The following is a 25,125-nucleotide window of genomic DNA, read 5'->3' as shown; positions in this document are numbered from 1 at the left end:
GCCGACGCATCGGTGCCTATCTACCCGTCGTTGGCACTCGCCTGTGGTGAGTGCCAATCAAATTCAACCTGGAACCTAGGGAGTGTTCACAGATGGCATTCACACCGCTGCATGACCGCGTATTGGTCCGCCGTATCGAAGGCGAAGAAAAAACCAAGGGCGGGCTGATCATCCCCGATACCGCCAAGGAAAAACCCATCGAAGGCGAAGTTGTCGCTGTTGGACCCGGTGGTTTCAATTCGACTGGCTCCCGCCTGCCGATGAGCGTCAAAGTCGGAGACCGCGTGCTCTTCGCAAAATGGGGCGGAACGGAAATTCCGTATGGCGGCGAAGAGCTGCTTTGCATCAAAGATGCCGAAATCATCGCAATTGTCGAGTGAGGTCACTTCGGGCGTTCGCTACAAGCTGAGCGCCCGCCTGTGAAGTCGCCAACAACCGAAATCAAGACAAACTGGAGCTGAACAATGGCTGCTAAGGACGTCAAATTCGATACCGATGCCCGCGACCGCATGCTGCGCGGCGTGAACATCCTCGCCGATGCCGTGAAGGTGACCCTGGGCCCGAAAGGCCGCAATGTGGTGATCGAGAAATCCTTCGGCGCACCGCGCATCACCAAGGACGGCGTGACCGTTGCCAAGGAAATCGAACTGGCCGACAAGTTCGAGAACATGGGCGCGCAGATGGTGAAGGAAGTCGCTTCCCGCACCAATGATGAGGCCGGCGACGGCACCACCACCGCCACCGTGCTGGCGCAAGCCATCATCAAGGACGGCCTGAAAGCCGTGGCCGCCGGCATGAACCCGATGGACCTGAAGCGCGGCATTGATCTGGCCACCGCCAAGGTCGTCGCGGCGATCAAGGCCGCCTCGCGTCCGGTTTCCGACAGCGCCGAAGTGGCGCAAGTCGGCACCATCTCGGCCAACGGCGAAGTTGAAATCGGCCGTCAGATCGCGGAAGCGATGCAGAAGGTCGGCAACGAGGGTGTGATCACCGTCGAAGAAAACAAGGGTCTGGAAACCGAGACCGAAGTCGTCGAAGGCATGCAGTTCGACCGCGGTTACCTGTCGCCCTATTTCGTCACCAACCCCGACAAGATGGTGGCCGATCTGGAAGACGTGCTGATCCTGCTGCACGAAAAGAAACTGTCGTCGCTGCAGCCGATGGTGCCGTTGCTGGAAGCCGTGATCCAGTCGCAAAAACCGCTGCTGATCATCTCGGAAGACGTGGAAGGCGAGGCTCTGGCCACGCTGGTCGTCAACAAGCTGCGCGGCGGGCTGAAGATCGCTGCCGTCAAGGCACCGGGCTTTGGTGACCGTCGCAAGGCGATGCTGCAGGATCTGGCCATTCTGACCGGCGGTCAGGTGATCTCGGACGATCTGGGCATGAAGCTGGAAAATGTCGGCATCGACATGCTGGGCCGTGCCAAGAAAGTCACCATCACCAAGGACAACACCACCATCGTCGATGGTCACGGCGACAAGGCCGAGATCAAGGCGCGCGTGGCGCAGATCCGTCAGCAGATCGAAGACACCACGTCGGACTATGACAAGGAAAAGCTGCAAGAGCGCGTGGCCAAACTGGCTGGCGGTGTTGCGGTGATCCGCGTCGGCGGCATGACCGAGATCGAAGTGAAAGAGCGCAAGGACCGCGTCGATGACGCGCTGAACGCCACTCGTGCTGCCGTGCAAGAAGGCATCGTGGTCGGCGGCGGCGTGGCGCTGATGCAGGCGGCTGGTTCGCTTGACGGCGTCACCGGTGCCAATGCCGACCAGAACGCCGGTATCGCCATCGTGCGCCGCGCGCTGGAAGCGCCGCTGCGCCAGATCGCGCAGAACGCCGGTGTTGACGGTGCCGTGGTTGCCGGCAAGGTCCGCGAGTCGAAAGACAAGACCTTCGGCTTCAACGCCCAGACCGAAGAATATGGCGACATGTTCAAGTTCGGCGTGATCGACCCGGCCAAGGTCGTGCGGATTGCGCTGGAAGATGCGGCCTCGGTCGCCTCGCTCTTGATCACCACCGAAGCCATGATCGCTGACCGGCCGGAGCCGAAAGGCAACGCAGGCGGCGGCATGGGCGGCATGGGCGGCATGGACGGCATGATGTAATCTGCCGATCCGGCGATTATCGGGAAAGGGCGTGCTGCGGTGCGCCCTTTTTCATTTTGCGGCTTTCACCTTTGTCCAAATATCCCCGCCGGAGGCTCCTGGCCCGACCGCAGGAGCCTCCGGCGGGGATATTTGAGCAAAGGTGAATGGAAAGACGTGTTTACAGAGGCTTGACCAGCCGGTGCAGCACATTGGCCAGCCCGTGGGCATCATCCACCCGGCTGAAACCGGTGGCGGCAAAGCCCTTGCGCTGCCAGAAAGCGCGGCCTTTGCGGTTCTTTTCCAGCACGCCAAGGAACAGGTGTGTTGCCCCTGCCGCGCGGGCCAGCGCCTCGATGTGATGCAGCAGGGCGGCGCCGAAACCGTGACCGCGGGCGGCGGGGGCAAGGATCATCAGCCCCAGATAGGCATCGCCGGGCGCCGGAAAGCCGAAGGACAGTTCCGCCACGCCGGCAAGCATATCGCCGTCGAATACCCCAAGCCGGTGCGATGCCGCGGGGTCGCAGCCGGGCGGGCAGGCGGTGAAGAAATCCTCCGTCACCTCCGGCCCCGGCGGTTTGCCTTCGGCCATCAGGTAATAGTCAGTCGCCGCCGCGAACAGGGTCTCGACGGCGCTGCGGTCGGCCTTTGGGTCAAGCCTGCGGATCAGCATAGGCAATCGCCAGCACCTCCAGTTCCACCGGCCCCGAGGGCTTGCGCCAGATCACCAGATCGCCGACCTCGGCCCCCAGCAGGGCGCGCGCCAGCGGCGATTGCGGCGCGATGCGGTTTTGCGTGGCATCCGCCTCGTCCTCGCCGGTGATCTGCCAGACTTGGCGGCTGCCATCAGCCAGCGCCACCTCGACCCGCGCGCCAAAGGCCACCTCGCCCGCGGGCTGGCTGGAGGGATCGACCGGAATGGCCGAGCGCAGCCGCGCCTCTAGATAGCGGATATCGCGTTCGGCGGCGGCCTCGGGCAGCTTGTCCAGCCGTTCGGGCCGGGCGCGCAGGGCCGCCAGCCGCGCCTGCGCCTCGGCCAACCGGGTTTGCAGCAGCGCCAGCCCGCGCGGGGTCACATAGTTCGGATGCGGGCTGATCGGCAGGTCGGGCAGCGGCTCCAGCCCGCCATCGCCTTCCTTGACGAAGGCGCGGCTCATCGGACCAGCCTTTCCAGCGGGTCATACAGCATCCCCGCCCCCCAGGCGGCGGCTGCCAGACTGTCGGGCTTGTGTCGCAGCCCCGCCAGTTCAGAGCGGGATACGAAACGGCGGCGGGCGACGATGCCCTCGGGGTCGCGCCAGTCGTCGGACAGCGTGCCGCCGGTAATAGTGCAGCGAAAGAACACCTCGACCTGATGAAAGCCGCTGTCGGGGTCGTGAAACTCGTTGACCAGCGCAGGCGCCCCAACCGCCACCGTCAGCCCGGTTTCCTCGAACACTTCGCGGATCAGATTGTCGGGCAGCGAAGTGCCGACCTGCACCCCACCCCCCGGCGCGCACCACAGATCGCAGTCACCGCCGGGCCAGGCGTTGACCACAAGCAGCCGGTCCTGCTGCAGGATCAGCGCGCGGGCGGCAAGGCGAAGTCCGGGGCGGTTCATCCGGCAAACCTGCGGCGCGGGCGGCGATTTGTCCATGCCCCTCGCAATGCCGCGCATGCCAGCCTATGTTGGCGCCATGTTGCGCGCGCTTTGCCTTCTGCTGATCCTTGCCACGCCGGTGCAGGCCGATTGCGTGGTGCTGTTGCACGGCTTGGCCCGAACCGAGAAATCCCTGCTGGCGATGCAGGCCGCCTTGCAGGCGCAAGGCCATGTGGTGATCAACGAGGGCTACCCCTCCACCGATGCGCCGGTCGCCACGCTGGCGGCCGAGCATGTCGGCCCGGCGGTGGCGCAATGTGGCGCCGCACGGGTGGATTTCGTGACGCACTCGATGGGCGGTATTCTGGTGCGCTACTGGCTCTTGGACCACGAGCCGGTGAACATGGGTCGGGTGGTGATGCTGGCGCCGCCCAACCACGGCTCGGAACTGGTGGATGCCTTCGGCAAGATCACCGTTTTCGAATGGCTGAATGGTCCGGCAGGTGAACAGCTTGGCACCAAGCCCGGCGCGCTGCCCCGCGCCCTGCCGATGCCGGATTTCGAACTGGGAGTGATCGCTGGCAACCGCTCGATGAACGCCGCATTTTCGGCTCTGCTGAAGGGGGCGGATGACGGCAAGGTGTCGGTGGCCAGCACGCGGCTGGCGGGGATGACCGACCATATCGTGCTGCCGGTGACCCACACCTACATGATGCTCAGCCCGATGGTGATCGCCCAGACCATCGAGTTTCTGGCCTATGGCAAGTTTCACCCCGACCTGAACATGCGCGCCGCCGTGGAGATCTCGCTGGGCCAACAGCCCTGACGCCGGTTTCTGTTCGGTTGACATACCCAGCCGCCAAAGCTGGGTGCCAAAGCCGGGCCGAGGGGCCTCGATGGCCCCGAGCCCGGCCCCCCCCCTGTCAGCCTTTGCTGCGCGAGATGCGGTTGACGTGGCCCATCTTGCGCCCCGGCCGGGCCTCGCGCTTGCCGTATAGATGGATCGCGGTGGCGCGGTCTTGTGCCAGTTCCGGCACCTTGTCCACATCGTCGCCGATCAGGTTTTCCATCACCACATCGGCATGCCGTCCGCCATCGCCCAAAGGCCAGCCGGCAATGGCGCGGATGTGCTGTTCGAACTGGTCCACCGCACAGCCGTTCTGGGTCCAGTGGCCGGAATTATGCACCCGCGGCGCGATCTCGTTGACGATCAGCCCCTGCGGTGTGACGAACAGCTCCACCCCCATCACGCCGACATAATCCAGCGCCGTCAGGATGCGGGCAGCAGCGAGAATGGCGTCGCTGCGCTGGCCGGGGGTCAGGCGGGCGGGCACGGTGGTGCTGTGCAGGATGCCGGCGCGATGCACGTTCTCGCCGGGGTCATAGCAGGCCACAGCGCCATCCAGCCCGCGGGCGGCGATCACCGACACCTCGTGGCTGAAGTCGATGAAGCCTTCCAGCACCGACGCCGCACCCTGCATCGCCGCCCATGCTGCGGGGGCATCGGTGGGGCTGGACAGTCGCGCCTGGCCCTTGCCGTCATAGCCCATGCGGGTGGTCTTCAGGATCGCCGGGCAGCCGATCCTCGCAATGGCCGCTTCAAGATCGGCCAGCGCATTCACCGGTGCGTGGGGGGCGCAGGTCAGCCGGAGGCTGCCGAGAAACGCCTTTTCCGCCAACCGGTCCTGGCTGATCGCCAGTGCCTCGCGGTTGGGGCGGATCGGGCGGTGCGACTCCAGGATATCCAGCGCCGCCGTCGGGATATTCTCGAATTCATAGGTGATGACATCGACGGCGGCGGCGAAATCGGCCAGGGCCGCCGCGTCGGAATAGGGCGCGCAGGTGATGGCATGGGCCACGTCGGCGGCAGGGCAATCGGCGGCAGGCTCGAAGATATGGGTTTTCAGGCCAAGACGGCTGGCCGCAACCGCCAGCATCCGGCCCAACTGGCCGCCGCCCAGTATGCCGATGGTGGCGCCGGGGCGCAGGGGTTCAGTCATCTTGCGGCTCGTCGGGGATCGAGGCGGTCAGGGCGTCGCGCCAGGCTTGCAGGCGTTGGGCCAGTGCGGCATCGGACAGCGCCAGAATTGCCGCGGCCATCAGGCCGGCATTGGCGGCTCCGGCAGCGCCGATGGCCATGGTGGCGACCGGATAGCCCTTGGGCATCTGCACGATGGAATAAAGGCTGTCGACGCCCGAAAGCGCCTTGGTCTGCACCGGCACGCCGATCACCGGCAGCCGGGTTTTCGACGCCATCATGCCCGGCAGATGCGCAGCCCCACCGGCGCCCGCGATGATCACCTTCAGCCCGCGATCGACCGCGGTCTTGCCATAGCCATACAGCCGGTCGGGTGTGCGATGGGCCGAGACGATGTTGGCCTTCCACGAAATGCCCAGCTCGTCCAGCACCGCCGCCGCTTCTTTCAGCGTCGGCCAGTCGGACTGGCTGCCCATGATGATTCCCACGTCAACAGCCATGCGCCGCCCCCCGGTTTGAGGCGCGCACTATAACCGCGGTGGTTTCGGGGGCAAGGGCGGGAGCCTCCGGCGGGGATATTTGAGAACAGATGAAATCAGGCGATGATGTCGGGGATCAGCCGGTCTTCGATCTTCACGATCTGATCCTTCAGCGCCAGTTTCTGCTTTTTCAGCCGCCGCAGGGTCAGCGGGTCGGGGCGGCCTGCGGTTTCCAGCACATGCACGGCTTCGTCCAGATCACGATGCTGGCGTTTCAGCACTTCCAGCCGGATGCGCTGCATTTCATCGTGATTGAGTTCCATGGGTGCGTTCATCGGGCGCCGATCGGGGAATGAGTCGTTAAGGCATTGGCCGGAAATATAGCGTTTTTTCACCCGCACGGGAATGTTTTTGCACAGCATTCCGCGGCGGGAAAGTGCTGCGGCCGGGCTTGCACCGATCCACGCTGCGCCCCATATCTGGGGAACGGATGCCCGCAGGCGGGGTCCGTGACGTGGTGTCGCTTGTGAGAGGGCATGTCTGATGACGAAACTGAGCTTTGGCGGGCATCCGCAGCTACTGGGCTTTGAACAGCTTGAACGGCTGGTCGAGCGCAGCGTGAAGGCCGCGGGTGGCGACGGCTATCCGCCGTTCAACATCGAGGCGGTGGCGGAAAATGCCTATCGCATCACGCTGGCGGTGGCGGGGTTCCGCGAGGATGATCTGGCGATCACCGTGGAAGACCGGCAGTTGGTGATCCGCGGGCGGCAGGCCGACGAGGCAGCCGAGCGGGTGTTCCTGCATCGCGGCATCGCGGCGCGGGCGTTCCAGCGGTCTTTCGTGCTGGCCGAGGGGGTCGAGGTGGCCGGGGCCAGCATGGAACACGGGCTGTTGCACGTCGATCTGAAACGCGAGGTGCCCGAACAGGTGGTGCAGGTGATCCGCATCGGCAGCGGCAAGGCCAATGGCAAGATCAGGCATGGAGGCGACAATGAACACGAAGTTTGACGCTTATCCCGAGGCGGGCAACCGCATCGTCTATGTGCGACCGATTCTGGTGGCCGACCTGCCCGAGGATATCCGCGAGCAGGCGGGCAATCTGCAAACGCTTTACGCCCTGCACAGCCCTGATGGCGCGCGGCTGGCGCTGGTGCGCGACCGCAAGCTGGCTTTCGCTTTGGCGCGGCAGAACGACCTGGCACCGGTCAACGTGCACTAAGCCCCTGCGACATTTCGGCCTTGGCTGATTTACGGCGGTGCGGCGCGGCGGAAAACGGTTCATCCTGCGTATCACGTTTGGCCTCCTGACGCTTGTGTGCGCGGGGATGGCACAACCTGTGAGAAATGGACCTTTGACATGGCTGCAACACCTTCCCCCCGTGCCTACAGCAAGGTGCAGATCGGGCTGCACTGGCTAATCGCGCTGCTGATCGGCCTGAACTACATTTTCAGCGAGTCGATCGAAGAGGCGTTCCGCGCCGTGATGTCGGGTGCGCCGGTGCCCGAGGGCGCGCCGGGGCTGCACGCGCCGATCGGCATCGCGGTGCTGGTGCTGACCCTGATCCGGCTGGTGGTGCGCCGGGTTCAAGGCGTGCCGCCGCCGCTGGTCAGTGACAAGCCGTTGATGGACAAGTTGGGCCAATGGGCGCACAGCGCGCTGTATGGGCTGGCAATTCTGGTGCCGCTGCTGGGCATGATGGCCTGGGGCGGCGGCATCGGCATCGCGGGCGGCGCGCATGGGCTGGCGGTCAATCTGCTGGTGGCGATTGCCTTCGTGCATGCCGCGGCGGCGATCTTCCATCAGTATGTGCTGCGTGACGGCATGCTGAACCGGATCACCCGCGGCAACTAAGGCTGCCGGGCGAACTCATGGCCGGACCTTGCGCGATGCGGGGTCCGGCTTTTCGCTGCGCGGCCGCAAGTGACATCTGCGTGAGGCGACTAAAGTCTTAGATTCATTGGACCTCTGACCGTATTGCGGGTGCAGCGGAACGGGTGGTATTTCGATCCGCAGGCGAACGGATCGCTGTATTGCAGGAATTGACGTCATGAACGGAAACGCAAAGCCCAGGGCCTACAGCCGGTCGCAGATCTTCCTGCACTGGATGATCGCGCTGCTGATCGGGGGAAACTATGTTCTGAGCGATGGCATCGAAGATGCCTTCGACGGCATGATGGAAGGCCAGCCGGTGACCGACTGGACCGCTTCGGCGCATGTCTGGATCGGGGTGGCGGTGCTGGCGCTGGTGCTGCTGCGGCTGGTGGTGCGGCTGGTGCAGGGCGCGCCGGAAGCGGCGGAAGGCAGCAACCGGCTGATGGATCGGGTGGCCGGCCTGGTGCATGTCGGGCTTTACGGGCTGATGATCGCGGTGCCGGCGCTGGGGGCCTATACCTGGTTTGGTGCCACCGAGGCCACGGCCGATCTGCACGTCATCACCATGAACGTGATGATGGCGGTGATCGGGTTGCATGCCGCGGCGGCGATTTTCCACCAGTTCGTGCTGAAGGACGGGCTGCTGCGCCGGATGACCCGCGCCAACTGAGCTGATTGCCGACAGAAAAGACCGGGCCTTGCTGCGCGCAGGGCCCGGTTTTGTTTGCGCCCGATCAGGCGGTGATCAGGCCCAGCGATTCCAGCGTCAGGATCACCTGATGTGCGCAGCTGTCCACCGCGGCATTCTGGGTTTCCACCACCAGTTCGGCTTTGGTCGGCGCCTCGTAAGGGTCTGAAATACCAGTGAATTCCTTGATCTTGCCTTCGCGAGCCAGCTTATAAAGCCCCTTGCGGTCGCGGCGCTCACATTCCTCGATGCTGGTCGCCACATGCACTTCGACAAAGGCACCATAAGCCTCGATCATCTCGCGCACGGCGCGGCGGGTGGCGGTGTAGGGCGCAATCGGCGCGCAAATCGCGATGCCGCCGTTCTTGGTGATCTCGGACGCCACATAGCCGATGCGCTTGATGTTGATGTCGCGGTGTTCCTTGGAGAAGCCGAGTTCCGACGACAGATGCTTGCGCACCACGTCGCCATCCAGAAGCGTCACCGGGCGGCCGCCCATCTCCATCAATTTGACCATCAGCGCGTTGGCGATGGTGGATTTGCCCGAGCCTGACAGGCCGGTGAAGAACACGGTAAATCCCTGTTTGGCCCGCGCAGGCGAGGTGCGGCGCAGTTCGGCCACCACGGCGGGAAAGCTGAACCATTCGGGAATATCCAGCCCCTCGCGCAGGCGGCGGCGCAGTTCGGTGCCGGAAATATCCAGCACGGTGCCACCCTCGGGCACCTCGTTCGCCGGATAATACTGCGCCTTTTCCTGCACATAGACCATGTGCTTGAAATCGACCATGGTCACGCCGATCTCTGCCTCGTGTTCCTTGAACAGGGTCTGCGCGTCATAGGGGCCGTAGAAATCCTGACCGGCCGAGTTCTTGCCCGGCCCGGCATGGTCGCGCCCGACGATGAAATGGGTGCAGCCGTGGTTGCGGCGGATCAGCCCGTGCCAGACCGCCTCGCGCGGGCCGGCCATGCGCATCGCCAGATTCAAGAGGCTCATGGTGGTGGTCGAGGACGGATATTGATCCAGCACCGCCTCGTAGCAGCGCACGCGGGTGAAATGATCGACATCGCCCGGCTTGGTCATGCCGACGACGGGGTGGATCAGCAGGTTGGCCTGCGCCTCGCGGGCGGCGCGGAAGGTCAGTTCCTGATGCGCGCGGTGCAGCGGGTTGCGGGTCTGGAACGCCACGACGCGGTGCCAGCCCACCTTGCGGAAATAGGCGCGCAGTTCGTTGGGCGTATCGCGGCGGGCCTTGAAATCGTAATGCACCGGCGGCTGGATGCCGGTGACCGGGCCGCCCAGATAGACGGCGCCTGCGTGGTTGTGCAGATAGTTCACCGCCGGGTGCGCCAGATCGTCGGCGCCAAACACCATCTCGGCCTCGCGCGCCTTGTTGGGCAGCCATTTGTCGGTGACCGACAGGATCGCCAGAATCACTCCCTCGGCATCCCGCAGGGCGATATCCTGACCGGGTTCGATGGTTTCAGCAAATTTTTCCGACACATCCAGGTTGATCGGAATCGGCCAAAGCATGCCATCGGCGGTGCGCATGGTCTCGATCACGCTGTTGGTGTCGGCCTCGGTCAGAAAGCCCTTCAGCGGGTAGAAGCCGCCGTTCATCAACAGTTCCAGATCGCAGACCTGGCGCGGCGTCAGATCCCAGGAGGGCAGGGTGCCGGCATCGACTTTCAGCTTCTGGGCGGATTCATACGAGACATAAAGCTCCGGGATCGGAGCGTGCGGCGACAGGGGCATGTGGATTGGCCTTTTCGACAAGACTGCTAAGGGGCTTGCTGCCCCGTTATTGCCCGCGGCCATAGCCCGGGAATGCGGCCAAATTCAAGCAAACTCGCCGGTCTGGCCCAGAAAAAGGCGGATGTGCTGCATCAGAGTCGCGGCGTGGACCGCTGTTCCGGCGCCATTGGTCCGGCTGGGAAAACCGCCCTAGGCTTCGCCGGCCAGAAAGCGTTCGGCATCCAGCGCCGCCATGCAGCCCATGCCGGCCGATGTTACCGCCTGGCGGTAAACATGGTCGGTCAGATCGCCCGCGGCAAATACCCCCGGGATCGAGGTCAGCGTGCTGCCCGGCACCACCTTGACGTAGCCGCCGTGGTGCAGCTCCAACTGGTCCTTCACCAGTTCCGAGGCGGGGGCATGGCCGATCGCCACAAAGAAGCCGTCGCAGGGAATATCGGTGGTCACACCGGTCTGCACGTTGCGGGCGCGCACCGCGGTGACGCCCAGCGGGGCCTCGTCGCCCAGCACCTCGGTCACATCATGGTTCCAAAGCACCGAGATTTTCGGATGCTTGAACAGCCGGTCCTGCATGATCTTTTCGGCGCGCAAGCTGTCGCGACGGTGGATCAGGGTCACATGCGCGGCGAAATTGGTCAGGAACAGCGCCTCTTCCACCGCCGTGTTGCCGCCGCCGATCACCACCACCTGCTTGCCGCGATAAAAGAAGCCGTCGCAGGTGGCGCAGGCCGAAACGCCGAAGCCCTTGAACTTCTCCTCCGACGGCAGCCCCAGCCAGCGCGCCTGCGCCCCGGTGGCCAGGATCACCGCATCGGCGGTAAAGGTGGTGCCGCTATCGGCATGGGCGGTGAACGGGCGGCGCGACAGATCGAGGCTGGTGATCAGGTCCGAGATCACCTCGGCCCCCATGGCGCGGGCGTGTGCCTCCATCTCCACCATCAGGTCGGGGCCCTGCACCTCGGTGCGGCCGGGCCAGTTTTCCACTTCGGTGGTGATGGTCAACTGGCCGCCGGGTTGCATGCCCTGCACCAGAACGGGGTTCAGCATGGCCCGGGCGGCATAAACCGCCGCCGTGTAGCCGGCAGGGCCAGAACCGATGATCAGAACCTTTGTGTGTCGCGTCTCGGCCATGCTGCCCCCCTGTCGTCTGTTGCCCGCACGGTATAGGCGTTGCGCCGCGCAAGGCAAAGCCCCTGCAAGGACGCGCCGTCACCGCGACTAAATCTTGCGCGTCGTTGAAATATTATTGCGCAGGAGGGGCGATAATCCTAATGTCCCGCCGATAAAGGGAGACGGACATGGCCGGATCGAAACTCGACCCCATTGATCGCCACATTCTGGCCGAGTTGCAGGCCGATGGCCGCATGACCAATGTCGAGCTGGCCAAGCGGGTGGGCATCTCGGCACCACCCTGTCTGCGCCGGGTCCGCACGCTGGAAGAGTCGGGCTTCATCACCGGCTATCACGCCGATATCGACGCCCGCGAATTGGGATTCGAGGTGCAGGTCTTTGCCATGGTGCGGCTGCAAAGCCAGGCCGAGGTGGACCTTTCGGCCTTTGAACAGCGCTGCCGCGACTGGCCCTTGGTGCGCGAGTGCCACATGCTGAACGGCGAGATCGACTTCATCCTGAAATGCGTGGCACCGGATCTTTCGACCTTTCAGAATTTCCTGACCGAAGGCCTGACCTCGGCGGCCAATGTGGCCTCGGTCAAGACGTCGCTGGTGATCCGCTGCGCCAAGGATCAACCGGGGGTGCCGTTCGATGTGCTGGAAGCCAGGCTGACCCGCTCGGCCTGACCCGGGCGGAAAATTTTTCCAAAAATTTTCGCAAAATCCTTCGAAGGATTTTGGCACCAGGCGGAAAGCCCGGTTTCAGCGGGCGGCGATGGCGCGCGGCTTTTGCGGGGTTGCGGCTTTCATGGCTTCGGGCTTGCGGCGGGCACCGCGTTGCCAGGGCATGGCGACCTGCGGCTCGGCAGCGGCGGCGAGAACCGATTTCAACCAGCGGCGTTCTTTTTTCATGATCGGCTCCTTCGCGTTCTGCTGTGCCTGTGGTGGTCCTTTTGACCTTGCAGCCACTATCGCTGCCCAATGCGGCAGGGTTTTGACCGATTGTTGCCGATGCGGAAATTTGCAGCCCCGGAATTGTGGCAAAGCGGCAAGGCAGATTTACCAACAAATTAAGCGAAATTGTTCGGCGGGCTTTGCGGCGGTTTGGCAAATGCGGCAACAGATGGGCAGGTTTCGCCCATAATCTGCCCAGATCACAGCCGGATCACCGAGATCAGGCGGCCATAATCCGCTTCGCCCGCATGGGTGGTGCGGCGGAACGAATAGAACCGTTCCGAATCACGGTAGGTGCAGGCGCCGGTCCATTCGGCATGGCCGATCCCCAGCGCATGCAGCCGCGCCAGGCTGTATCCCGGCAGATCGAACAGCGCCCGGTCATTGGCGCCGGTGGCAAAGAACCGGGCCGAGGCGGGGTCGTGATCCAGAAAACCTTGCACGAATTCCGGGCCAACCTCGTAGGCGGTCTGGCTGATGGTGGGGCCGATCACTGCCACGATGCGCTCGCGCTGCGCCCCCAGCGCCTGCATCGCCGCCACCGTCGCCTCCAGCACGCCATCGCGGCTGCCGCGCCAGCCGGCATGGGCGGCACCGATCACCCGCGCCTTGGTGTCGGCAAACAGCACCGGCTGGCAATCGGCGGTCAAAACGCCCAGCAAGATCCCCGGTGTTGCCGTTACCAGCGCGTCGGCGGTGGCGCGGGGCGCGTCGGCGGCAGGCGCGGCGGTCAGGGTCTGCACCGTCGCCGAATGAACCTGATGCAGTGTCACCAGCGCCTCGGGGTCCGCCCCCATGGCGCGGGCCACCCTTGCGCGGTTGATCGCCACCACCTCGGACAGGTCGGTGCTGCCGGGGCCGCAATTCAGCCCGCGGAATATGCCCGAGGATGCCCCGCCCTTGCGGGTGAAGAACCCGTGTCGCAGCGGCGCAAGCGCATCGGCAGTCAGTATTTCCAGCATCAATCAAATCCGGGCGGCGGCGGCGTGCCGGGCGCGTGAAGGGCAAGGGCTTTGAACAACGTTCCCATTTCTTCCGGGTCGGTCAAGCGGCGATGCGCGGCCAGATGGCTTTCCAGCGCGGCGCCGGTCAACTTTGTGGCGAGTTTCGCGGCGCGGGCGTCGATTCCCAGTCGTTTCAGCAGCTTTCCCTGATCGGTCAGGCCGCTGTGCGGGATGCCGGGCGGGCACAGCGCCTCGAAATCGACATGCGCGGTCAGGTCGGCTTGGCCGGGGTTGGCCAGCGGGTGCTCGGGCGCATGGCCGCGCAGCGCCTGCAAGGTGTCACCCTTCGAGCGCCAGCCGCCATAATCGACGATCAGCGCCGCGCCGCCAAAGTTGCCAAGGCGATGCGCGATCTGGTCCATGATGCCACGCGCCAGCGGGCAGACCTCGACCACCGTTCCCGGCGGGTCGTTGACGAAGGCCTTGCCGACCATCAGGGCGGGCACCGGGTCCGACAGGCCAAAGGCAAGGCTGCCGTCCTGCACCCCCACCATGCGCTGCCGCCAGCCGCTATCGTCGCGCTGGAACTGGTGGATCGGCAGGGCGTCGAAAAATTCATTCGCCAGCACGAACAGCGGCTGATCCGGCAGATCGGCCACCGTGGTGATCCAGGTGGCAGCCCTTGCGCCAAGGGTTTGCGCCTGCACCGCCCGCAAGGTGGGCGAGGCTTCCAGCAGCACCACCTGCGCCGCCGCATGAAACCCCGGCACGCCGCTTGTGGCGCGCAGGACATCGGCCATCAGCGTGCCACGGCCGGGGCCAAGCTCGGCCAGGGTAATGGGCGCGGGCGATCCCTGATCCAGCCAGGCTTGCGCCAGGCAAAGCCCCAAAAGCTCGCCAAACATCTGGCTGATTTCCGGGGCGGTGGTGAAATCGCCCGCCCGCCCGAACGGGTCGCGGGTGGAATAATAGCCGTGCTGCGGGTGCATCAGGCAGTCGGCCATGAAATCGGCCAGCGTGACCGGCCCGGTCGCCTGAACCCGCCGGATCAGCAGATCGGCCAGCGGTGTCATGCCGGGCGGGCGCGCAGGATGAACCACAGCCCCACCGCGATCATCGGCAAGGACAGCGCCTGCCCCATGGTCAGCCCGTAACCGCCCAACTGGAAAGCCAGCCCCAGCGGATTGGCATCGGTCACAAACTGCGCATCCGGCTGGCGCACGAATTCCACCGCAAACCGCGCCAGACCATAGCCTGCGAAGAACAGCCCAGCCACCGCCCCCGGCCAGCCCAGCCAGCCGCGCCGCAGCACCACCAGCAGCAAGACCACCCCAAGCAGCAACCCCTCCAGCCCCGCCTCGTAAAGCTGCGAGGGGTGGCGGGCACAGATGCCGACGACGCCTGCGCAGGTCTGCGCCGCCTCGCCGGGAAAAGCCACGCCCCAGGGCAGGCTGGTCGGGCGGCCCCACAGCTCGGCGTTGATGAAATTGGCCATGCGGCCCAGCATCAGGCCCGGCGGGCTGGCCACCGCCATCAGATCGGCCATCGACAGCATGGCAATACCCTCGCGCCGACAGAAGATCGCCGCGGCCACCGCCACGCCCAGAAAGCCGCCGTGGAACGACATCCCACCTTCCCAGACCCGCAGGATGTGGCTGGGATTGGCCAGATAATACCCCGGCTGATAGACCAGCACGAAGCCCAGCCGCCCGCCGATCACCACGCCCAGGATCACCCAGGTCAGCAACCGCTCCAGTTGTTCGGCACTCAACGGCGGCCCGCTCCGCCACAGCCCCGGACGCGCGATCAGCAGCGCCATGATCTTCCACGCGATCAACAGCCCGGCAATATAGGCCAGCGCATACCAGCGCAGCGCCAGCGTCATGCCAAAGAGATCAATCGAGAACACATCGGGCGAGATGTCGGGGAAGGGGATATAGGCCATGCGCGCTCCTGCTGGCGGTGTTGTCCGGTGCGGCTGCGGCGTTGTCAACCGCAGCGGCACCCGGCGCGGGCCTTGTCTTGGCGGGATCGGCGGACCATATAGTGGCCAAATCCATCAGGAGTCCGCCATGACCGCCCGCAAAAAGATACTCGACGACATCTCGCAACTGATGACCAATGCCATGGGTGTGGCCCAGGGTGCCAAGACCGAGGCCGAGACCGCGATGAAAGGCTTGATGGACCGCTGGCTGGCCGACCGCGATTTCGTCACGCGCGAGGAATTCGACGCGGTGCGCGCCATGGCGCAGAAGGCCCGCGAGGAAAATGTAGCCCTGGCCGCGCGGCTGGACGCGCTGGAAGCCAAGCCGCACAAGAAGGCCTGAGCGCGGTTTCCGACGGTTGGCGCTGCAGCCGTCGATTTGTGGCGGCAAGCCGATAGCATCAGACCAAAGGCCGTTTGCCTTCGCTTGGTGCACGGATAGAAGAGGGCAGCAGTGTCTTCGCAAGGTCGCCCGTGTCCGCCAGACTTTCCCACCCACGCCACTGGTCGCTGGCCCGGCAGTTTCTGTTGGCTGGCGGCTTTGTCATGCTGGTGGCGATGGTCATCGTCGGCAGCTGGGTCTCTGGGCGGATCGAGGAAAGCGTGGTGCACAACAGCGCCAACGCGACTGCGCAATACATGGAAAGCTTCATCTCGCCACTCAGCCAGGATCTGGAGCGGTCTGACACGCTGCCGCCCGGGGCCCTGCGGGCGCTGGACGAGATTTTCACCAACACGACGCTGGCCGAGCGGGTGATGGCCTTCAAGATCTGGAAGCCGGGCGGGTTGGTGGTTGAATCGTCCGACAAAAGCATTGTCGGCCAGAGGTTCCCGGAATCCGACCAACTGAAGGCCGCTTTTGCCGGCGAGGTTTCGGCCACCTTCGACAAGCTGAGCACGATCGAGGATGCCAATCCGGGTTCGCTGGGGATGCCGATGCTGGAGGTCTATAGCCCGATCCGTGAAGTGTGGTCGGGCAAGATCATCGGCGTGGCAGAATTCTATGAAACCGCGGCGGAGCTGAAAACCGAACTGGCCGACGTGCGCCGTCGCAGCTGGCTGACGGTGGCGCTGGTGATGCTGACCATCGGTGCCTTGCTTTACGGCATCGTGCTGAACGGCAGCCGTACCATTGAACGCCAGAGCAGCGCTTTGGGCGATCAGTTGACGGCGCTGGCGGAATTGTCGGAACGCAACACCGCACTGCGGTTGCGCATCCAGGGAGCGGCGGCACGGGCTTCAGCGATGAACGACACCTCGCTGCGCCAGATCGGTGCCGACCTGCATGACGGTCCGGCGCAATTGCTGGGCTTTGCCGCGCTGCGGCTGGACGACATTCGCCCTTCGGTGGCGGGGGATGCGGCACAGGCTGATCTGGACCAGATCGACCGGGCGGTGAAGGATGCGATCCGCGAAATCCGCTCGATCTCGCGCGGGCTGTCGCTGCCGGACATCGAGACGCGCAGCCCCGGCGAGGTGTTGCGCGGCGTGATCGACGCCCACAAGGCGCGCACCGGCACCGAAGTGCTGCTGGACTGTGACGAAGACAGTCTGCCGCTGCTGTCGCCTGCCGTGAAGATCTGCCTCTATCGTTTTGTGCAGGAAGGCCTCAACAACGCCTGGCGCTATGCCGACGGGCAGGGGCAAGAGGTGCGGCTGAGCTTTGCCCGCGGGCGGCTGAAGCTGGTGGTGGCCGACCGCGGACCCGGCTTTTCCGACACGCCGGAACCCAGCGAGGACGACCGCGGTCTGGGCCTTGTGGGCCTGCGCGACCGGGTGGAAAGCCTGGGTGGCACGCTGGAATTGCGTAACCGCAGCGATGGCGGCGGCGGTGCGGAAATGGTGATGATTCTGGAACTTGGGAGAACATGATGGGCAAGATCAGGGTGGTGATCGCTGACGATCACCCGCTTTACCGCGAAGGTGTGGCGCGCAGCTTGTCAGAGGATGCGGGCATCGACGTGGTGGGGCAGGCGCAGGACGCGCTGGGGGCTGCCGAATTGGCGGAGCGGATGACGCCGGACGTGGTGCTGCTGGACGTGTCGATGCCACATGGCGGCGGGCTGGCGGCGCTGCGGCAGATCATGGAACTGCCCAACCCGCCCAAGGTGGCGATGCTGACGGCATCGGAAGAAGATGACGTGGTGATGCAGGCACTGAAGGCCGGGGCGCTGGGGTATATCCTGAAAGGCGTGGGGTCGCGCGATCTGGTGGCGGTGGTCAAGGATCTGGCGCAGGGGCAGTCTTATGTCTCGCCCGCGCTGGCCGGGCGCATCCTGAACGCCATGCGCAGCGGTGCCGCTGCCAAAACCGCCAACCCGATCGACGACCTCTCGAAGCGCGAGGAAGACATCCTGCGGCTGGTGGCCGAGGGCAAAAGCAACAAGGAAGTCGGGCTGGTGCTGGATTTGCAGGAAAAGACCGTCAAGCACTACATGACGTCGATCCTGCAAAAGCTGCATGTGCGCAACCGGGTCGAAGCGGCGGTGTTCGCGCGCGAACATCTGCGCAAATAGGGCCATGCGGGCGGCGCGGTTTCGCGCATTTTCCAACCAAGGTTTTACAACCCTGACGATAGCCCGCATACTGAATCCATAGACCAACAGGCAGCAAGACCTGAGGCATCCACGGGAGGATCACATGAACAAACTGACAGCGATTGTCTGTATCGTTTCCTGGTCTGCGGCGCTGGCGTTCGGCTCGCTGGCACTGACGGAAAACTCGCAAGATTCAACGCTGAAGCTGATCGCGGCGGTGCTGGCGCTGGCCGGTCTGCTGGCCGGAATCGTGACCTGGCGCAGGTTGCCACGTGATCTGCAGTAGGGTTCAGGCGGCGATGGGGCGGCGAATCAGGCTGGCGGATTGCAGCACCAGGGGCCGCAATCCAGCACCGCCCGCGTCGATGATCTGAAACAATTGCCGCCGCATCCGCGGTTCCCAATTGTCGTTGATATGCAGCGCCACGCCTTCGATTGCCTTGGCCTCGGGCATGGAGTCGAAGAAGGTGGCGATCTGGTTGGCCATGTAGATCAGTTTGTCAGGCGACATCGGCGGCCTCTGCTGTGATGCGTTGGGGATGGGTGAAAACCTCGAACCGGTCAGGCCGGGCGAGGGCAATCAGAGTGATACCCGCCACTTCGGCCATGCTGACGGCAGCGGCTGTCGGGGCGGACACCGCGATCAGCACCGGCGCACCAAGGGCCGCGCATTTCTGCACGAGGTCGATGGAAACGCGGCTGGTCAGCACCACGGCCCCGGCGGGATGCGGCTGCCGCAGCGCCCCCACCAGCTTGTCCAGCGCATTGTGGCGGCCGACATCCTCGCGCGCGGCGATCATCCCGGCCTTTGGCGTCCAGAATCCGGCGGCATGCACGGCATGGGTGGCGTCGTGCAGCGGCTGATGTTTCACCAGATCGCTGGCGGCCTGCATCACCTGCGAGGGGGTCAATTGCAGGGTCGATTGCGGCACCGGGGCCGGGCTGCGGGTCGCTTCGGCCAGACTGTCGATACCGCACAGCCCGCAGCCGACCGGCCCCGCCATGCTGCGCCGCCGCTGGGTCAGCCGCGCCTCGGCCGGCCGGTGCAGCCAGATTTGCAGATCAATCCCGGCGTCGGTGTCCTGCACGGTGACGCTGTCAATCTCGGCCGGTTGCGCGATGCCTTCGGTGGCGGAAAAGCCGTAGGCAAAGTCTTGCAGATCGGCGGGCGTCGCCATCATCACCGCCTGCGTCGTGCCATTGTAGCTGATCGCCACCGCCACTTCTTCGGGAAGCGCGCGCAGACCCGGCGCTGCCTTGCCGAACGCCAGACGCGGCAGGTTGCGCGCGGTCTGCATGGCTATTCCGCCGCGGGCAGGATGCGGCGAGCCTTGGCGGCCTGTGCGGCATAGTCTTCCTGCCATTCCGACGGCCCGTTCGAGGCGCTGATCTGCACCGCCGTCACCTTGTATTCCGGGCAGTTGGTGGCCCAATCCGAATAATCGGTCGTAATGACATTGGCCTGCGTATCGGGGTGGTGGAACGTGGTGTAAACCACGCCGGGCGACACCCGGTCGGTCAGCGTTGCCCGCAGCGTCGTCTCGCCGGACCGCGAGGCCAGCCGCACCCAATCGCCCTGCTTGATGCCGCGAACTTCGGCGTCATGCGGGTGAATCTCCAACACATCCTCGGCATGCCAGACCACATTCTCGGTGCGCCGGGTCTGCGCGCCGACGTTATATTGCGACAGAATCCGCCCGGTGGTCAGCAAAAGCGGGAAACGCGGGCCGGTTTTCTCGTCGGTCGCCACATATTCGGTGTTGATGAAGTGCCCCTTGCCGCGCACGAAGCCGTCGATATGCATCAGCGGCGTGCCCAGCGGCGTCTTGGCGTTGCAGGGCCATTGCACCGAGCCGACCTGATCCAGCAGGTCATAGCTGACCCCGGCGAAAGTGGGGGTCAAGGCCGCGATTTCGTCCATGATCTGACTGGGATGGGTGTAGGTCCAGTTGGCACCGCAGGCATTGGCGAACATTTGCGTCACTTCCCAATCGGCAAAACCGTTGCGCGGCGCCATCACCTTGCGCACCCGATTGATGCGGCGTTCGGCATTTGTGAACGTTCCTTCCTTTTCCAGAAAGGTCGAGCCGGGAAAGAACACATGCGCGTAATTTGCGGTCTCGTTCAGGAACAGGTCGTGCACGATAACGCAGTCCATCGCCGCCAGACCGGCTGCAACATGCCGGGTGTCGGGGTCGGATTGCAGGATATCCTCGCCCTGGCAGTAAAGCCCCTTGAAGCTGCCATCCAAAGCAGCATCCAGCATGTTGGGAATCCGCAGGCCGGGCTCATTGTCCAGTGTCACGCCCCATGCGGCCTCGAAACTGGCGCGCACGGCGTCGTTCTTCACGTGACGATAGCCCGGAAGATCCTGCGGGAACGACCCCATGTCGCAAGACCCCTGCACGTTGTTCTGCCCGCGCAACGGGTTCACCCCCACACCCGGACGGCCGATATTGCCGGTCAACATCGCCAGATTGGCGATCCCGATCACAGTCGTCGAGCCTTGCGAATGTTCCGTCACGCCCAAGCCGTAGTAGATGGCAGCATTGCCACCCGCAGCATATAGCCTTGCCGCGGCACGGATTTCCGTCGCTGGCACGCCGGTCAGCGCCTCGATCGCCTCGGGCGCGTGATGCGGGGCGGCGATGAAATCGGCGTAGTCCTGAAACTCGTCCCAGTCGCAGCGGGTTTTTATGAACGCTTCGTCATAAAGCTTTTCGGTCACGATCACATGCGCGATGGCCGTTACCACGGCGACGTTGGTGCCGGGGCGAAGCGCCAGATGATGCGCCGCCTTGACATGCGGGCCATCGACCAGATCAATCCGCCGCGGGTCGATCACGATCAGTTTTGCGCCCTGCCGAAGCCGTTTCTTCAACCGGCTGGCGAAAACCGGGTGGCCATCGGTCGGGTTGGCGCCGATCACCATCACCACATCGGTCTGTTCGACGGAATCGAAATCCTGCGTGCCGGCCGAGGTGCCGAAGGTCTGGCCCAAGCCATATCCGGTGGGCGAATGGCAGACCCGCGCGCAGGTATCCGTATTATTGTTCATGAATACCGCACGGGTGAGTTTCTGCACCAGATACGTCTCTTCGTTGGTGCAGCGGCTGGAGGTCAGAACCCCCACCGATTGCCGCCCGTGCTGCGCCTGAATGGCTCGCATGCGACCCGCGGCAAATCGCATCGCCTCGTCCCAGGACACTTCACGCCACGGATCCGAGATCGCCTCGCGGATCATCGGTTTCAGAATCCGGTCCTTGTGCGCGGCATAGCCATAGGCAAACCGGCCCTTGACGCAGCTGTGCCCGCGGTTTGCCTTGCCGTCTTTCCACGGCACCATCCGCACCAGTTCGTCGCCGCGCATTTCGGCCTTGAAGCTGCAACCGACGCCGCAATAGGCGCAGGTTGTCACGACGGAACGCCCGGGCGTGCCGATGGCGATCACCGAGTTTTCCTGCAAGGTCGCGGTCGGGCAGGCCTGCACGCAGGCGCCACAGGACACGCAATCCGAGGTCAGGAACGTATCGCCCGTCATGCCCGCAACCACCCGGCTGTCAAAGCCACGGCCTTGAATTGTCAGCGCAAATGTGCCCTGCACCTCCTCGCAGGCCCGAACGCAGCGCGAGCAGACGATGCATTTCGCCGGGTCATAGGTGAAGTAGGGGTTGCTTTGATCCTTGGCCTGAAACAGCGGGTTGGCCTCGCCGTTGCTGCGCGGTTTGAAGTGGGTCTCGACCGCCTCGTAACGCACGTCGCGCAGACCGACGGCCCCCGCCATGTCCTGCAATTCGCAGTCGCCATTGGCGGCGCAGGTCAGGCAATCCAGCGGGTGATCGCTGATGTAAAGCTCCATCACGCCGCGCCGCAGGGTTTTCAGTTTGCCGGTCTGGGTATGCACTTTCAGCCCGGGCGCCACCGGCGTGGTGCAAGACGCCGGGGTGCCATTGCGACCCTCGATCTCGACCAGACACAGGCGGCAGGAACCAAAGGCATCCATACTGTCGGTGGCGCAGAGTTTGGGCACCGAAATGCCCAGTTCAGCGGCGGCGCGCATGATGCTGGTGCCTTCGGGCACGGTCACGTCGAAACCGTCGATGGTCAATGTGACCATTTGTTTGCTTTTTGCCGCAGGGGTGCCGAAATCGCGGTCCGGGAGGATGAAGTCCTTCATTCGGCGGCCTCCTTCAGCGGGGAAAAGTCGTCGGGAAAGTGGGTCAGGGCCGACATCACCGGATAGGGGGTAAAGCCCCCCAGCGCGCAAAGTGAACCAGCCTTCATGGTGTCGCACAGATCGGACAGCAGCGGGATCGCAGCCGTATCGCCTCGCCCGATCCGGTCCAGCGTTTCCATGCCGCGCACGGCGCCGATGCGGCAGGGGGTGCATTTGCCGCAGGATTCGATGGCGCAGAATTCCATGGCAAAGCGCGCCTGATGCAGCATGTCGGCGGTGTCGTCGAACACCACCAGCCCGGCATGGCCGACCAACCCGCCCTTGCCGGCATATTCCTCGTAGCAGAACGGAGTGTCGAACAGTTCGCGCGGGAAATAAGCGCCCAGCGGCCCGCCGACCTGCACCGCCTTGACCGGGCGGCCAGAGGCGGTTCCGCCAGCAATATCATCGACAATCTCGCCAAGCGTCAGTCCGAAGGCCACCTCGAACAGCCCGCCGAACCGCACGTTGCCGGCGATCTGCAGCGGGATGGTGCCACGCGAGCGGCCCAGCCCGAAATCACGGTAGTAACCGGCGCCTTTGTCCAGAATGATCGGCACCGAGGTCAGCGATATCACGTTGTTGACCACGGTGGGGCGGCCCAGAAAGCCGTGCAGCGCCGGCAGCGGCGGCTTGGCGCGCACCACGCCGCGCTTGCCCTCCAGCGAGTTCAACAGACTGGTCTCTTCGCCGCAGACATAGGCGCCGGCGCCGGTGCGGATTTCAATGTCGAAGGCCTTGCCCGAGCCGAGAACCGAAGCGCCCAGCAGCCCTTCTGCCCGCGCCAACACCACGGCTTCGGTCATCACCGCGATGGCGTCGGGGTATTCCGAACGAATATACACATATCCCTTCGTGGCCCCGACAGCGAGGCCTGCGATGGTCATGCCTTCGATCAGCAGGAAGGGGTCGCCCTCCATGATCATGCGGTCGGCAAAGGTGCCACTGTCGCCTTCGTCAGCGTTGCAGACGATGTATTTCTGCCCGGCCCCGGCCTCGGCCACGGTTTTCCACTTGATGCCGGTGGGAAAGCCCGCGCCGCCGCGACCGCGCAGCCCCGAGGCGGTAACCTCGGCCACGATATCCGCCGGGACCATCGCCAGTGCCCGGCGCAGACCGGCAAGGCCGCCATGGGCCTGAAACTCCGCCAAAGACAGCGGGTCGGTCACGCCGCAGCGGGCGAAGGTCAGCCTCGTCTGGCCCAGCATCCACGGCAGGTTCGCGGTCAGACCCAGCGCCTTCGGATGCGCGCCCCAACCGGAGTCGAACAGAGCGGCCACGTCCGCGATATCCACCGGGCCAAAGGCCATGCGCCCGGCGGCAGTTTCCACTTCGACCAGCGGCTCGAGCCAGACCATGCCGCGCGAACCGTTGCGGACAACGCTCACCGCAAGTCCGCGGCGCGCAGCTTCGGCCAGAACGGCATCCGCCACGGCATCGGCACCAACGGCGCGGGCGGCGGCATCGCGGGGGACGTAGATCTTCATGCCCGCACCTCGGCCACCAGCGCATCGAACCGCGCTTCATCGACCCGGCCCACCACCTTGCCATCCATCAAGGCGGCGGGGGCGCAGGCGCACAGGCCAAGGCAGAACACCGGCTCCAGCGTCACCGCGCCGTCACGGGTGGTTTCGTGCCATTCTATACCCAGCGATGTGCGGGCATGGGCGGCAAGTTTTTCCGCCCCCATCGCCTGACAGGCCTCGGCCCGGCATAGTTTCAGCACATGCCGACCGGCGGGGGCCGCGCGGAAATCGTGGTAGAAGCTCATCACCCCATGCACCTCGGCGCGCGACAGGTTCAGGTTCTTTGCGATCAGCGGCAGGGCTTCCTGCGGCACATGCCCGAAGGCCGCTTGCAGCGCGTGCAGGATCGGCAGCAGCGGCCCCTCCAGCCCCTGATGCGCCGCCAGAATCTCGGCGACCCGCGCGGCAATAGGGTCTTGGTCGTGCGCCATGGAAACCTCCGGTTGGTTGCCGAGGTTCTACGCAAGACGATAGCTAAATCAATAGTGATTAGCCGTGGGCCGATAGGAGAAACCTATCAATCGCCACCAACTTCCGAAACCCGCCGCGCCACCTCCAAAAGTGCCGCCAGCAAGGGCGTCGGCGGCTCGCGGTGGGCGGCGATCAGGCCGACCAGATGTTCGGCCTCCGGCGCGACGATGGGAATGGCGCGCAACCGACCCCCGGTGGCAAACAGATCGGCCAGCTTCTTGGGCAGGATCGACACCCAATGCCCCGACATCACATGCGCCATCAGCGTGATGGTCGAGTTCGATTCGACCGAAGGCTCCACCGCACCGCCCGCCTCGGCCAGATGCTGATTGATGATGCGGCGGTTCTGCATGTCGGCGGTCAAAAGGCACAACGGCAGGTCGGCCAGTTCGGCCCAGCTCACCTGATCACGCGCCGCCAGCGGCGAGGCGGGGGTGCAAAGCAGGCGGTAGAATTCGTGATACAGCGGCAGGCTGGTCACCCGGCCCAGCGGCTCGTTGTCCAGATAGGTGATGCCCGCGTCCAGTTCCAGCCGCTCGATCCCCGACAGGATTTCGGCAGAGGTCCGCGACAGCACGGTGACGCGAACGTTGGGATGGCGGTGCAGGAAGGGGGCGGTCAGGTCGGCCACCATCGGCAGCGCGGTGGGAATGACCCCCAGCCGCAGATTGCCCGAAAGCCCGGCCCGCACCATCCGCATCTCGTCGCGCAGCGCCCGGGCGTCGCCAACGATGCGATGCGCCCAGTCCAGCACCCGCAAGCCTTCCGGCGTCAGCCCCTGAAACCTTGATCCGCGGAACACCAGTTGCACGCCCAATTGATCCTCCAACTGCCGGATGGCAGAGGAAAGCGTCGGTTGCGCCACCCGGCAGGCCTCGGCGGCGCGGCCGAAATGCCGGGCCTTGGCCAGGGCAATGAACATTTCCAGCTTGTCGATCATGGCCCAA

General features: G+C 64.7%; 30 protein-coding genes. 12 read left to right on the top strand and 18 right to left on the bottom strand.

Annotated features, from left to right (window positions below; all coding sequences use genetic code 11):
• Nucleotides 1-92: 92 nt before the first annotated feature.
• Both RSW2DRAFT_RS12230 and groL read left to right on the top strand, forming a co-directional pair.
• Nucleotides 93-380, top strand: a complete 288-nt coding sequence (locus RSW2DRAFT_RS12230; protein WP_008031406.1) for a co-chaperone GroES — start codon at nt 93-95, stop codon at nt 378-380.
• Nucleotides 381-464: 84 nt separating this feature from the next.
• Nucleotides 465-2,105: a chaperonin GroEL gene (gene groL / locus RSW2DRAFT_RS12225; protein ID WP_008031405.1), complete on the top strand. Its 1,641-nt coding sequence runs from the start codon at nt 465-467 to the stop codon at nt 2,103-2,105.
• A 160-nt stretch (nt 2,106-2,265) separates the two neighbouring features.
• Here groL and RSW2DRAFT_RS12220 read toward each other — a convergent pair whose 3' ends face one another.
• Genes RSW2DRAFT_RS12220 through RSW2DRAFT_RS12210 form a run of 3 tightly spaced genes read right to left on the bottom strand, consistent with a single transcriptional unit; the run spans nt 2,266 to nt 3,720 of the window.
• Complete coding sequence (locus RSW2DRAFT_RS12220; RefSeq protein ID WP_050786813.1) at nt 2,266-2,757, bottom strand: GNAT family N-acetyltransferase; 492 nt, start codon at nt 2,755-2,757, stop codon at nt 2,266-2,268.
• On the bottom strand, nt 2,738-3,241 hold the full coding sequence (locus RSW2DRAFT_RS12215) for a GreA/GreB family elongation factor (RefSeq protein WP_008031401.1): 504 nt from the start codon (nt 3,239-3,241) through the stop codon (nt 2,738-2,740). The genes RSW2DRAFT_RS12220 and RSW2DRAFT_RS12215 overlap by 20 nt, the downstream gene beginning before the upstream one ends.
• A complete protein-coding gene (locus tag RSW2DRAFT_RS12210) occupies nt 3,238-3,720 on the bottom strand; it encodes an NUDIX domain-containing protein (RefSeq protein ID WP_040672132.1) in 483 nt (160 codons plus the stop codon). Before RSW2DRAFT_RS12210 ends, RSW2DRAFT_RS12215 begins: the two co-directional genes overlap by 4 nt.
• Nucleotides 3,721-3,739: 19 nt before the next feature.
• Here RSW2DRAFT_RS12210 and RSW2DRAFT_RS12205 point away from each other — a divergent pair, with 19 nt between their 5' ends.
• Complete coding sequence (locus RSW2DRAFT_RS12205) at nt 3,740-4,489, top strand: esterase/lipase family protein (protein WP_232209684.1); 750 nt, start codon at nt 3,740-3,742, stop codon at nt 4,487-4,489.
• 97 nt (nt 4,490-4,586) lie between these two features.
• Here the strand turns inward: RSW2DRAFT_RS12205 and RSW2DRAFT_RS12200 are convergent, their stop codons facing one another.
• The 3 genes from RSW2DRAFT_RS12200 to RSW2DRAFT_RS12190 form a co-directional block, all read right to left on the bottom strand.
• A complete protein-coding gene (locus RSW2DRAFT_RS12200) occupies nt 4,587-5,663 on the bottom strand; it encodes a 5-(carboxyamino)imidazole ribonucleotide synthase (RefSeq protein WP_008031395.1) in 1,077 nt (358 codons plus the stop codon).
• Complete coding sequence (gene purE / locus RSW2DRAFT_RS12195) at nt 5,656-6,141, bottom strand: 5-(carboxyamino)imidazole ribonucleotide mutase (protein ID WP_040672130.1); 486 nt, start codon at nt 6,139-6,141, stop codon at nt 5,656-5,658. Before purE ends, RSW2DRAFT_RS12200 begins: the two co-directional genes overlap by 8 nt.
• A gap of 95 nt (nt 6,142-6,236) precedes the next feature.
• Nucleotides 6,237-6,455 (bottom strand): YdcH family protein, encoded by a 219-nt coding sequence (locus RSW2DRAFT_RS12190; protein WP_040672151.1) that lies wholly within the window; start codon nt 6,453-6,455, stop codon nt 6,237-6,239.
• A 208-nt stretch (nt 6,456-6,663) separates the two neighbouring features.
• On the opposite strand from RSW2DRAFT_RS12190, the gene RSW2DRAFT_RS12185 reads away from it, so the two are divergent.
• The 4 genes from RSW2DRAFT_RS12185 (at nt 6,664) to RSW2DRAFT_RS12170 (ending at nt 8,663) form a co-directional block, all read left to right on the top strand.
• Nucleotides 6,664-7,128 (top strand): Hsp20 family protein, encoded by a 465-nt coding sequence (locus tag RSW2DRAFT_RS12185; protein WP_008031389.1) that lies wholly within the window; start codon nt 6,664-6,666, stop codon nt 7,126-7,128.
• Nucleotides 7,112-7,339, top strand: a complete 228-nt coding sequence (locus RSW2DRAFT_RS12180) for a DUF1150 family protein (RefSeq protein WP_008031387.1) — start codon at nt 7,112-7,114, stop codon at nt 7,337-7,339. Before RSW2DRAFT_RS12185 ends, RSW2DRAFT_RS12180 begins: the two co-directional genes overlap by 17 nt.
• 138 nt (nt 7,340-7,477) lie before the next feature.
• Nucleotides 7,478-7,972, top strand: coding sequence for a cytochrome b (locus RSW2DRAFT_RS12175; protein WP_008031385.1), 495 nt, complete (start codon nt 7,478-7,480; stop codon nt 7,970-7,972).
• A 196-nt stretch (nt 7,973-8,168) separates the two neighbouring features.
• Nucleotides 8,169-8,663 (top strand): cytochrome b, encoded by a 495-nt coding sequence (locus tag RSW2DRAFT_RS12170; RefSeq protein WP_008031382.1) that lies wholly within the window; start codon nt 8,169-8,171, stop codon nt 8,661-8,663.
• 64 nt (nt 8,664-8,727) lie between these two features.
• Here RSW2DRAFT_RS12170 and RSW2DRAFT_RS12165 read toward each other — a convergent pair whose 3' ends face one another.
• A complete protein-coding gene (locus RSW2DRAFT_RS12165; protein ID WP_008031381.1) occupies nt 8,728-10,434 on the bottom strand; it encodes a bifunctional sulfate adenylyltransferase/adenylylsulfate kinase in 1,707 nt (568 codons plus the stop codon).
• Nucleotides 10,435-10,623: 189 nt separating this feature from the next.
• Nucleotides 10,624-11,565, bottom strand: coding sequence for a thioredoxin-disulfide reductase (gene trxB / locus RSW2DRAFT_RS12160; RefSeq protein ID WP_008031380.1), 942 nt, complete (start codon nt 11,563-11,565; stop codon nt 10,624-10,626).
• A 167-nt stretch (nt 11,566-11,732) separates the two neighbouring features.
• On the opposite strand from trxB, the gene RSW2DRAFT_RS12155 reads away from it, so the two are divergent.
• The gene (locus tag RSW2DRAFT_RS12155) at nt 11,733-12,233 is read left to right on the top strand and encodes an Lrp/AsnC family transcriptional regulator (RefSeq protein ID WP_008031379.1); all 501 of its coding nucleotides are present in this window, start codon (nt 11,733-11,735) and stop codon (nt 12,231-12,233) included.
• A gap of 75 nt (nt 12,234-12,308) precedes the next feature.
• Here RSW2DRAFT_RS12155 and RSW2DRAFT_RS17970 read toward each other — a convergent pair whose 3' ends face one another.
• The 4 genes from RSW2DRAFT_RS17970 to lgt form a co-directional block, all read right to left on the bottom strand.
• Nucleotides 12,309-12,458: a hypothetical protein gene (locus RSW2DRAFT_RS17970; protein WP_008031378.1), complete on the bottom strand. Its 150-nt coding sequence runs from the start codon at nt 12,456-12,458 to the stop codon at nt 12,309-12,311.
• A 242-nt stretch (nt 12,459-12,700) separates the two neighbouring features.
• The gene (gene pgeF / locus RSW2DRAFT_RS12150; protein ID WP_008031377.1) at nt 12,701-13,462 is read right to left on the bottom strand and encodes a peptidoglycan editing factor PgeF; all 762 of its coding nucleotides are present in this window, start codon (nt 13,460-13,462) and stop codon (nt 12,701-12,703) included.
• Nucleotides 13,462-14,517, bottom strand: a complete 1,056-nt coding sequence (locus RSW2DRAFT_RS12145) for a class I SAM-dependent methyltransferase (RefSeq protein WP_008031376.1) — start codon at nt 14,515-14,517, stop codon at nt 13,462-13,464. Before RSW2DRAFT_RS12145 ends, pgeF begins: the two co-directional genes overlap by 1 nt.
• On the bottom strand, nt 14,514-15,389 hold the full coding sequence (gene lgt / locus RSW2DRAFT_RS12140; protein ID WP_008031375.1) for a prolipoprotein diacylglyceryl transferase: 876 nt from the start codon (nt 15,387-15,389) through the stop codon (nt 14,514-14,516). The genes RSW2DRAFT_RS12145 and lgt overlap by 4 nt, the downstream gene beginning before the upstream one ends.
• A gap of 127 nt (nt 15,390-15,516) precedes the next feature.
• On the opposite strand from lgt, the gene RSW2DRAFT_RS12135 reads away from it, so the two are divergent.
• From RSW2DRAFT_RS12135 to RSW2DRAFT_RS12120, 4 genes are all read left to right on the top strand, one after another.
• Nucleotides 15,517-15,771, top strand: coding sequence for an accessory factor UbiK family protein (locus RSW2DRAFT_RS12135; protein ID WP_008031374.1), 255 nt, complete (start codon nt 15,517-15,519; stop codon nt 15,769-15,771).
• Between the two features lie 131 nt (nt 15,772-15,902).
• On the top strand, nt 15,903-17,300 hold the full coding sequence (locus RSW2DRAFT_RS12130) for a sensor histidine kinase (protein ID WP_040672126.1): 1,398 nt from the start codon (nt 15,903-15,905) through the stop codon (nt 17,298-17,300).
• A complete protein-coding gene (locus tag RSW2DRAFT_RS12125) occupies nt 17,300-17,944 on the top strand; it encodes a response regulator (RefSeq protein ID WP_008031372.1) in 645 nt (214 codons plus the stop codon). The genes RSW2DRAFT_RS12130 and RSW2DRAFT_RS12125 overlap by 1 nt, the downstream gene beginning before the upstream one ends.
• A 124-nt stretch (nt 17,945-18,068) precedes the next feature.
• A complete protein-coding gene (locus RSW2DRAFT_RS12120; RefSeq protein WP_008031371.1) occupies nt 18,069-18,251 on the top strand; it encodes a hypothetical protein in 183 nt (60 codons plus the stop codon).
• Between the two features lie 3 nt (nt 18,252-18,254).
• Here the strand turns inward: RSW2DRAFT_RS12120 and RSW2DRAFT_RS12115 are convergent, their stop codons facing one another.
• The 6 genes from RSW2DRAFT_RS12115 to RSW2DRAFT_RS12090 all read right to left on the bottom strand — a co-directional run bounded on the left by RSW2DRAFT_RS12115 (nt 18,255) and on the right by RSW2DRAFT_RS12090 (nt 25,118).
• Nucleotides 18,255-18,476 (bottom strand): formate dehydrogenase subunit delta, encoded by a 222-nt coding sequence (locus RSW2DRAFT_RS12115; RefSeq protein ID WP_008031370.1) that lies wholly within the window; start codon nt 18,474-18,476, stop codon nt 18,255-18,257.
• Complete coding sequence (fdhD, locus tag RSW2DRAFT_RS12110; protein WP_008031369.1) at nt 18,466-19,263, bottom strand: formate dehydrogenase accessory sulfurtransferase FdhD; 798 nt, start codon at nt 19,261-19,263, stop codon at nt 18,466-18,468. Before fdhD ends, RSW2DRAFT_RS12115 begins: the two co-directional genes overlap by 11 nt.
• Nucleotides 19,264-19,265: 2 nt before the next feature.
• The gene (fdhF, locus tag RSW2DRAFT_RS12105; RefSeq protein WP_008031368.1) at nt 19,266-22,142 is read right to left on the bottom strand and encodes a formate dehydrogenase subunit alpha; all 2,877 of its coding nucleotides are present in this window, start codon (nt 22,140-22,142) and stop codon (nt 19,266-19,268) included.
• The gene (locus RSW2DRAFT_RS12100) at nt 22,139-23,668 is read right to left on the bottom strand and encodes a formate dehydrogenase beta subunit (protein WP_008031367.1); all 1,530 of its coding nucleotides are present in this window, start codon (nt 23,666-23,668) and stop codon (nt 22,139-22,141) included. The genes fdhF and RSW2DRAFT_RS12100 overlap by 4 nt, the downstream gene beginning before the upstream one ends.
• Nucleotides 23,665-24,138: a formate dehydrogenase subunit gamma gene (locus RSW2DRAFT_RS12095; protein WP_008031366.1), complete on the bottom strand. Its 474-nt coding sequence runs from the start codon at nt 24,136-24,138 to the stop codon at nt 23,665-23,667. The genes RSW2DRAFT_RS12100 and RSW2DRAFT_RS12095 overlap by 4 nt, the downstream gene beginning before the upstream one ends.
• Nucleotides 24,139-24,224: 86 nt before the next feature.
• Entirely contained in the window at nt 24,225-25,118 is an 894-nt protein-coding gene (locus tag RSW2DRAFT_RS12090; protein WP_008031365.1) for a LysR family transcriptional regulator, read from the bottom strand.
• Nucleotides 25,119-25,125 lie beyond the last annotated feature (7 nt).

The organism is Rhodobacter ferrooxidans (assembly GCF_000176015.1).
Lineage (GTDB): Bacteria > Pseudomonadota > Alphaproteobacteria > Rhodobacterales > Rhodobacteraceae > Pseudorhodobacter_B > Pseudorhodobacter_B ferrooxidans.
This window is presented reverse-complemented; position numbering and strand designations above follow the sequence as displayed.

Bases quoted from the DNA above. Each gene is read 5' to 3' on its own strand.
- RSW2DRAFT_RS12165 (WP_008031381.1), bottom strand. From the start codon at position 10,434: ATGCCCCTGTCGCCGCACGCTCCGATCCCGGAGCTTTATGTCTCGTAT.
- fdhD (WP_008031369.1), bottom strand. From the start codon at position 19,263: ATGCAGACCGCGCGCAACCTGCCGCGTCTGGCGTTCGGCAAGGCAGCG.
- RSW2DRAFT_RS12230 (WP_008031406.1), top strand. From the start codon at position 93: ATGGCATTCACACCGCTGCATGACCGCGTATTGGTCCGCCGTATCGAA.
- RSW2DRAFT_RS12125 (WP_008031372.1), top strand. From the start codon at position 17,300: ATGGGCAAGATCAGGGTGGTGATCGCTGACGATCACCCGCTTTACCGC.
- RSW2DRAFT_RS12220 (WP_050786813.1), bottom strand. From the start codon at position 2,757: ATGCTGATCCGCAGGCTTGACCCAAAGGCCGACCGCAGCGCCGTCGAG.
- RSW2DRAFT_RS12210 (WP_040672132.1), bottom strand. From the start codon at position 3,720: ATGGACAAATCGCCGCCCGCGCCGCAGGTTTGCCGGATGAACCGCCCC.
- purE (WP_040672130.1), bottom strand. From the start codon at position 6,141: ATGGCTGTTGACGTGGGAATCATCATGGGCAGCCAGTCCGACTGGCCG.
- fdhF (WP_008031368.1), bottom strand. From the start codon at position 22,142: ATGAAGGACTTCATCCTCCCGGACCGCGATTTCGGCACCCCTGCGGCA.
- RSW2DRAFT_RS12095 (WP_008031366.1), bottom strand. From the start codon at position 24,138: ATGGCGCACGACCAAGACCCTATTGCCGCGCGGGTCGCCGAGATTCTG.
- RSW2DRAFT_RS12100 (WP_008031367.1), bottom strand. From the start codon at position 23,668: ATGAAGATCTACGTCCCCCGCGATGCCGCCGCCCGCGCCGTTGGTGCC.
- RSW2DRAFT_RS12120 (WP_008031371.1), top strand. From the start codon at position 18,069: ATGAACAAACTGACAGCGATTGTCTGTATCGTTTCCTGGTCTGCGGCG.
- groL (WP_008031405.1), top strand. From the start codon at position 465: ATGGCTGCTAAGGACGTCAAATTCGATACCGATGCCCGCGACCGCATG.
- lgt (WP_008031375.1), bottom strand. From the start codon at position 15,389: ATGGCCTATATCCCCTTCCCCGACATCTCGCCCGATGTGTTCTCGATT.
- RSW2DRAFT_RS12205 (WP_232209684.1), top strand. From the start codon at position 3,740: ATGCCAGCCTATGTTGGCGCCATGTTGCGCGCGCTTTGCCTTCTGCTG.
- RSW2DRAFT_RS17970 (WP_008031378.1), bottom strand. From the start codon at position 12,458: ATGAAAAAAGAACGCCGCTGGTTGAAATCGGTTCTCGCCGCCGCTGCC.
- RSW2DRAFT_RS12175 (WP_008031385.1), top strand. From the start codon at position 7,478: ATGGCTGCAACACCTTCCCCCCGTGCCTACAGCAAGGTGCAGATCGGG.
- RSW2DRAFT_RS12170 (WP_008031382.1), top strand. From the start codon at position 8,169: ATGAACGGAAACGCAAAGCCCAGGGCCTACAGCCGGTCGCAGATCTTC.
- RSW2DRAFT_RS12090 (WP_008031365.1), bottom strand. From the start codon at position 25,118: ATGATCGACAAGCTGGAAATGTTCATTGCCCTGGCCAAGGCCCGGCAT.
- RSW2DRAFT_RS12215 (WP_008031401.1), bottom strand. From the start codon at position 3,241: ATGAGCCGCGCCTTCGTCAAGGAAGGCGATGGCGGGCTGGAGCCGCTG.
- RSW2DRAFT_RS12115 (WP_008031370.1), bottom strand. From the start codon at position 18,476: ATGTCGCCTGACAAACTGATCTACATGGCCAACCAGATCGCCACCTTC.
- RSW2DRAFT_RS12200 (WP_008031395.1), bottom strand. From the start codon at position 5,663: ATGACTGAACCCCTGCGCCCCGGCGCCACCATCGGCATACTGGGCGGC.
- RSW2DRAFT_RS12190 (WP_040672151.1), bottom strand. From the start codon at position 6,455: ATGAACGCACCCATGGAACTCAATCACGATGAAATGCAGCGCATCCGG.
- RSW2DRAFT_RS12185 (WP_008031389.1), top strand. From the start codon at position 6,664: ATGACGAAACTGAGCTTTGGCGGGCATCCGCAGCTACTGGGCTTTGAA.
- trxB (WP_008031380.1), bottom strand. From the start codon at position 11,565: ATGGCCGAGACGCGACACACAAAGGTTCTGATCATCGGTTCTGGCCCT.
- RSW2DRAFT_RS12180 (WP_008031387.1), top strand. From the start codon at position 7,112: ATGAACACGAAGTTTGACGCTTATCCCGAGGCGGGCAACCGCATCGTC.
- RSW2DRAFT_RS12145 (WP_008031376.1), bottom strand. From the start codon at position 14,517: ATGACACCGCTGGCCGATCTGCTGATCCGGCGGGTTCAGGCGACCGGG.
- RSW2DRAFT_RS12135 (WP_008031374.1), top strand. From the start codon at position 15,517: ATGACCGCCCGCAAAAAGATACTCGACGACATCTCGCAACTGATGACC.
- pgeF (WP_008031377.1), bottom strand. From the start codon at position 13,462: ATGCTGGAAATACTGACTGCCGATGCGCTTGCGCCGCTGCGACACGGG.
- RSW2DRAFT_RS12155 (WP_008031379.1), top strand. From the start codon at position 11,733: ATGGCCGGATCGAAACTCGACCCCATTGATCGCCACATTCTGGCCGAG.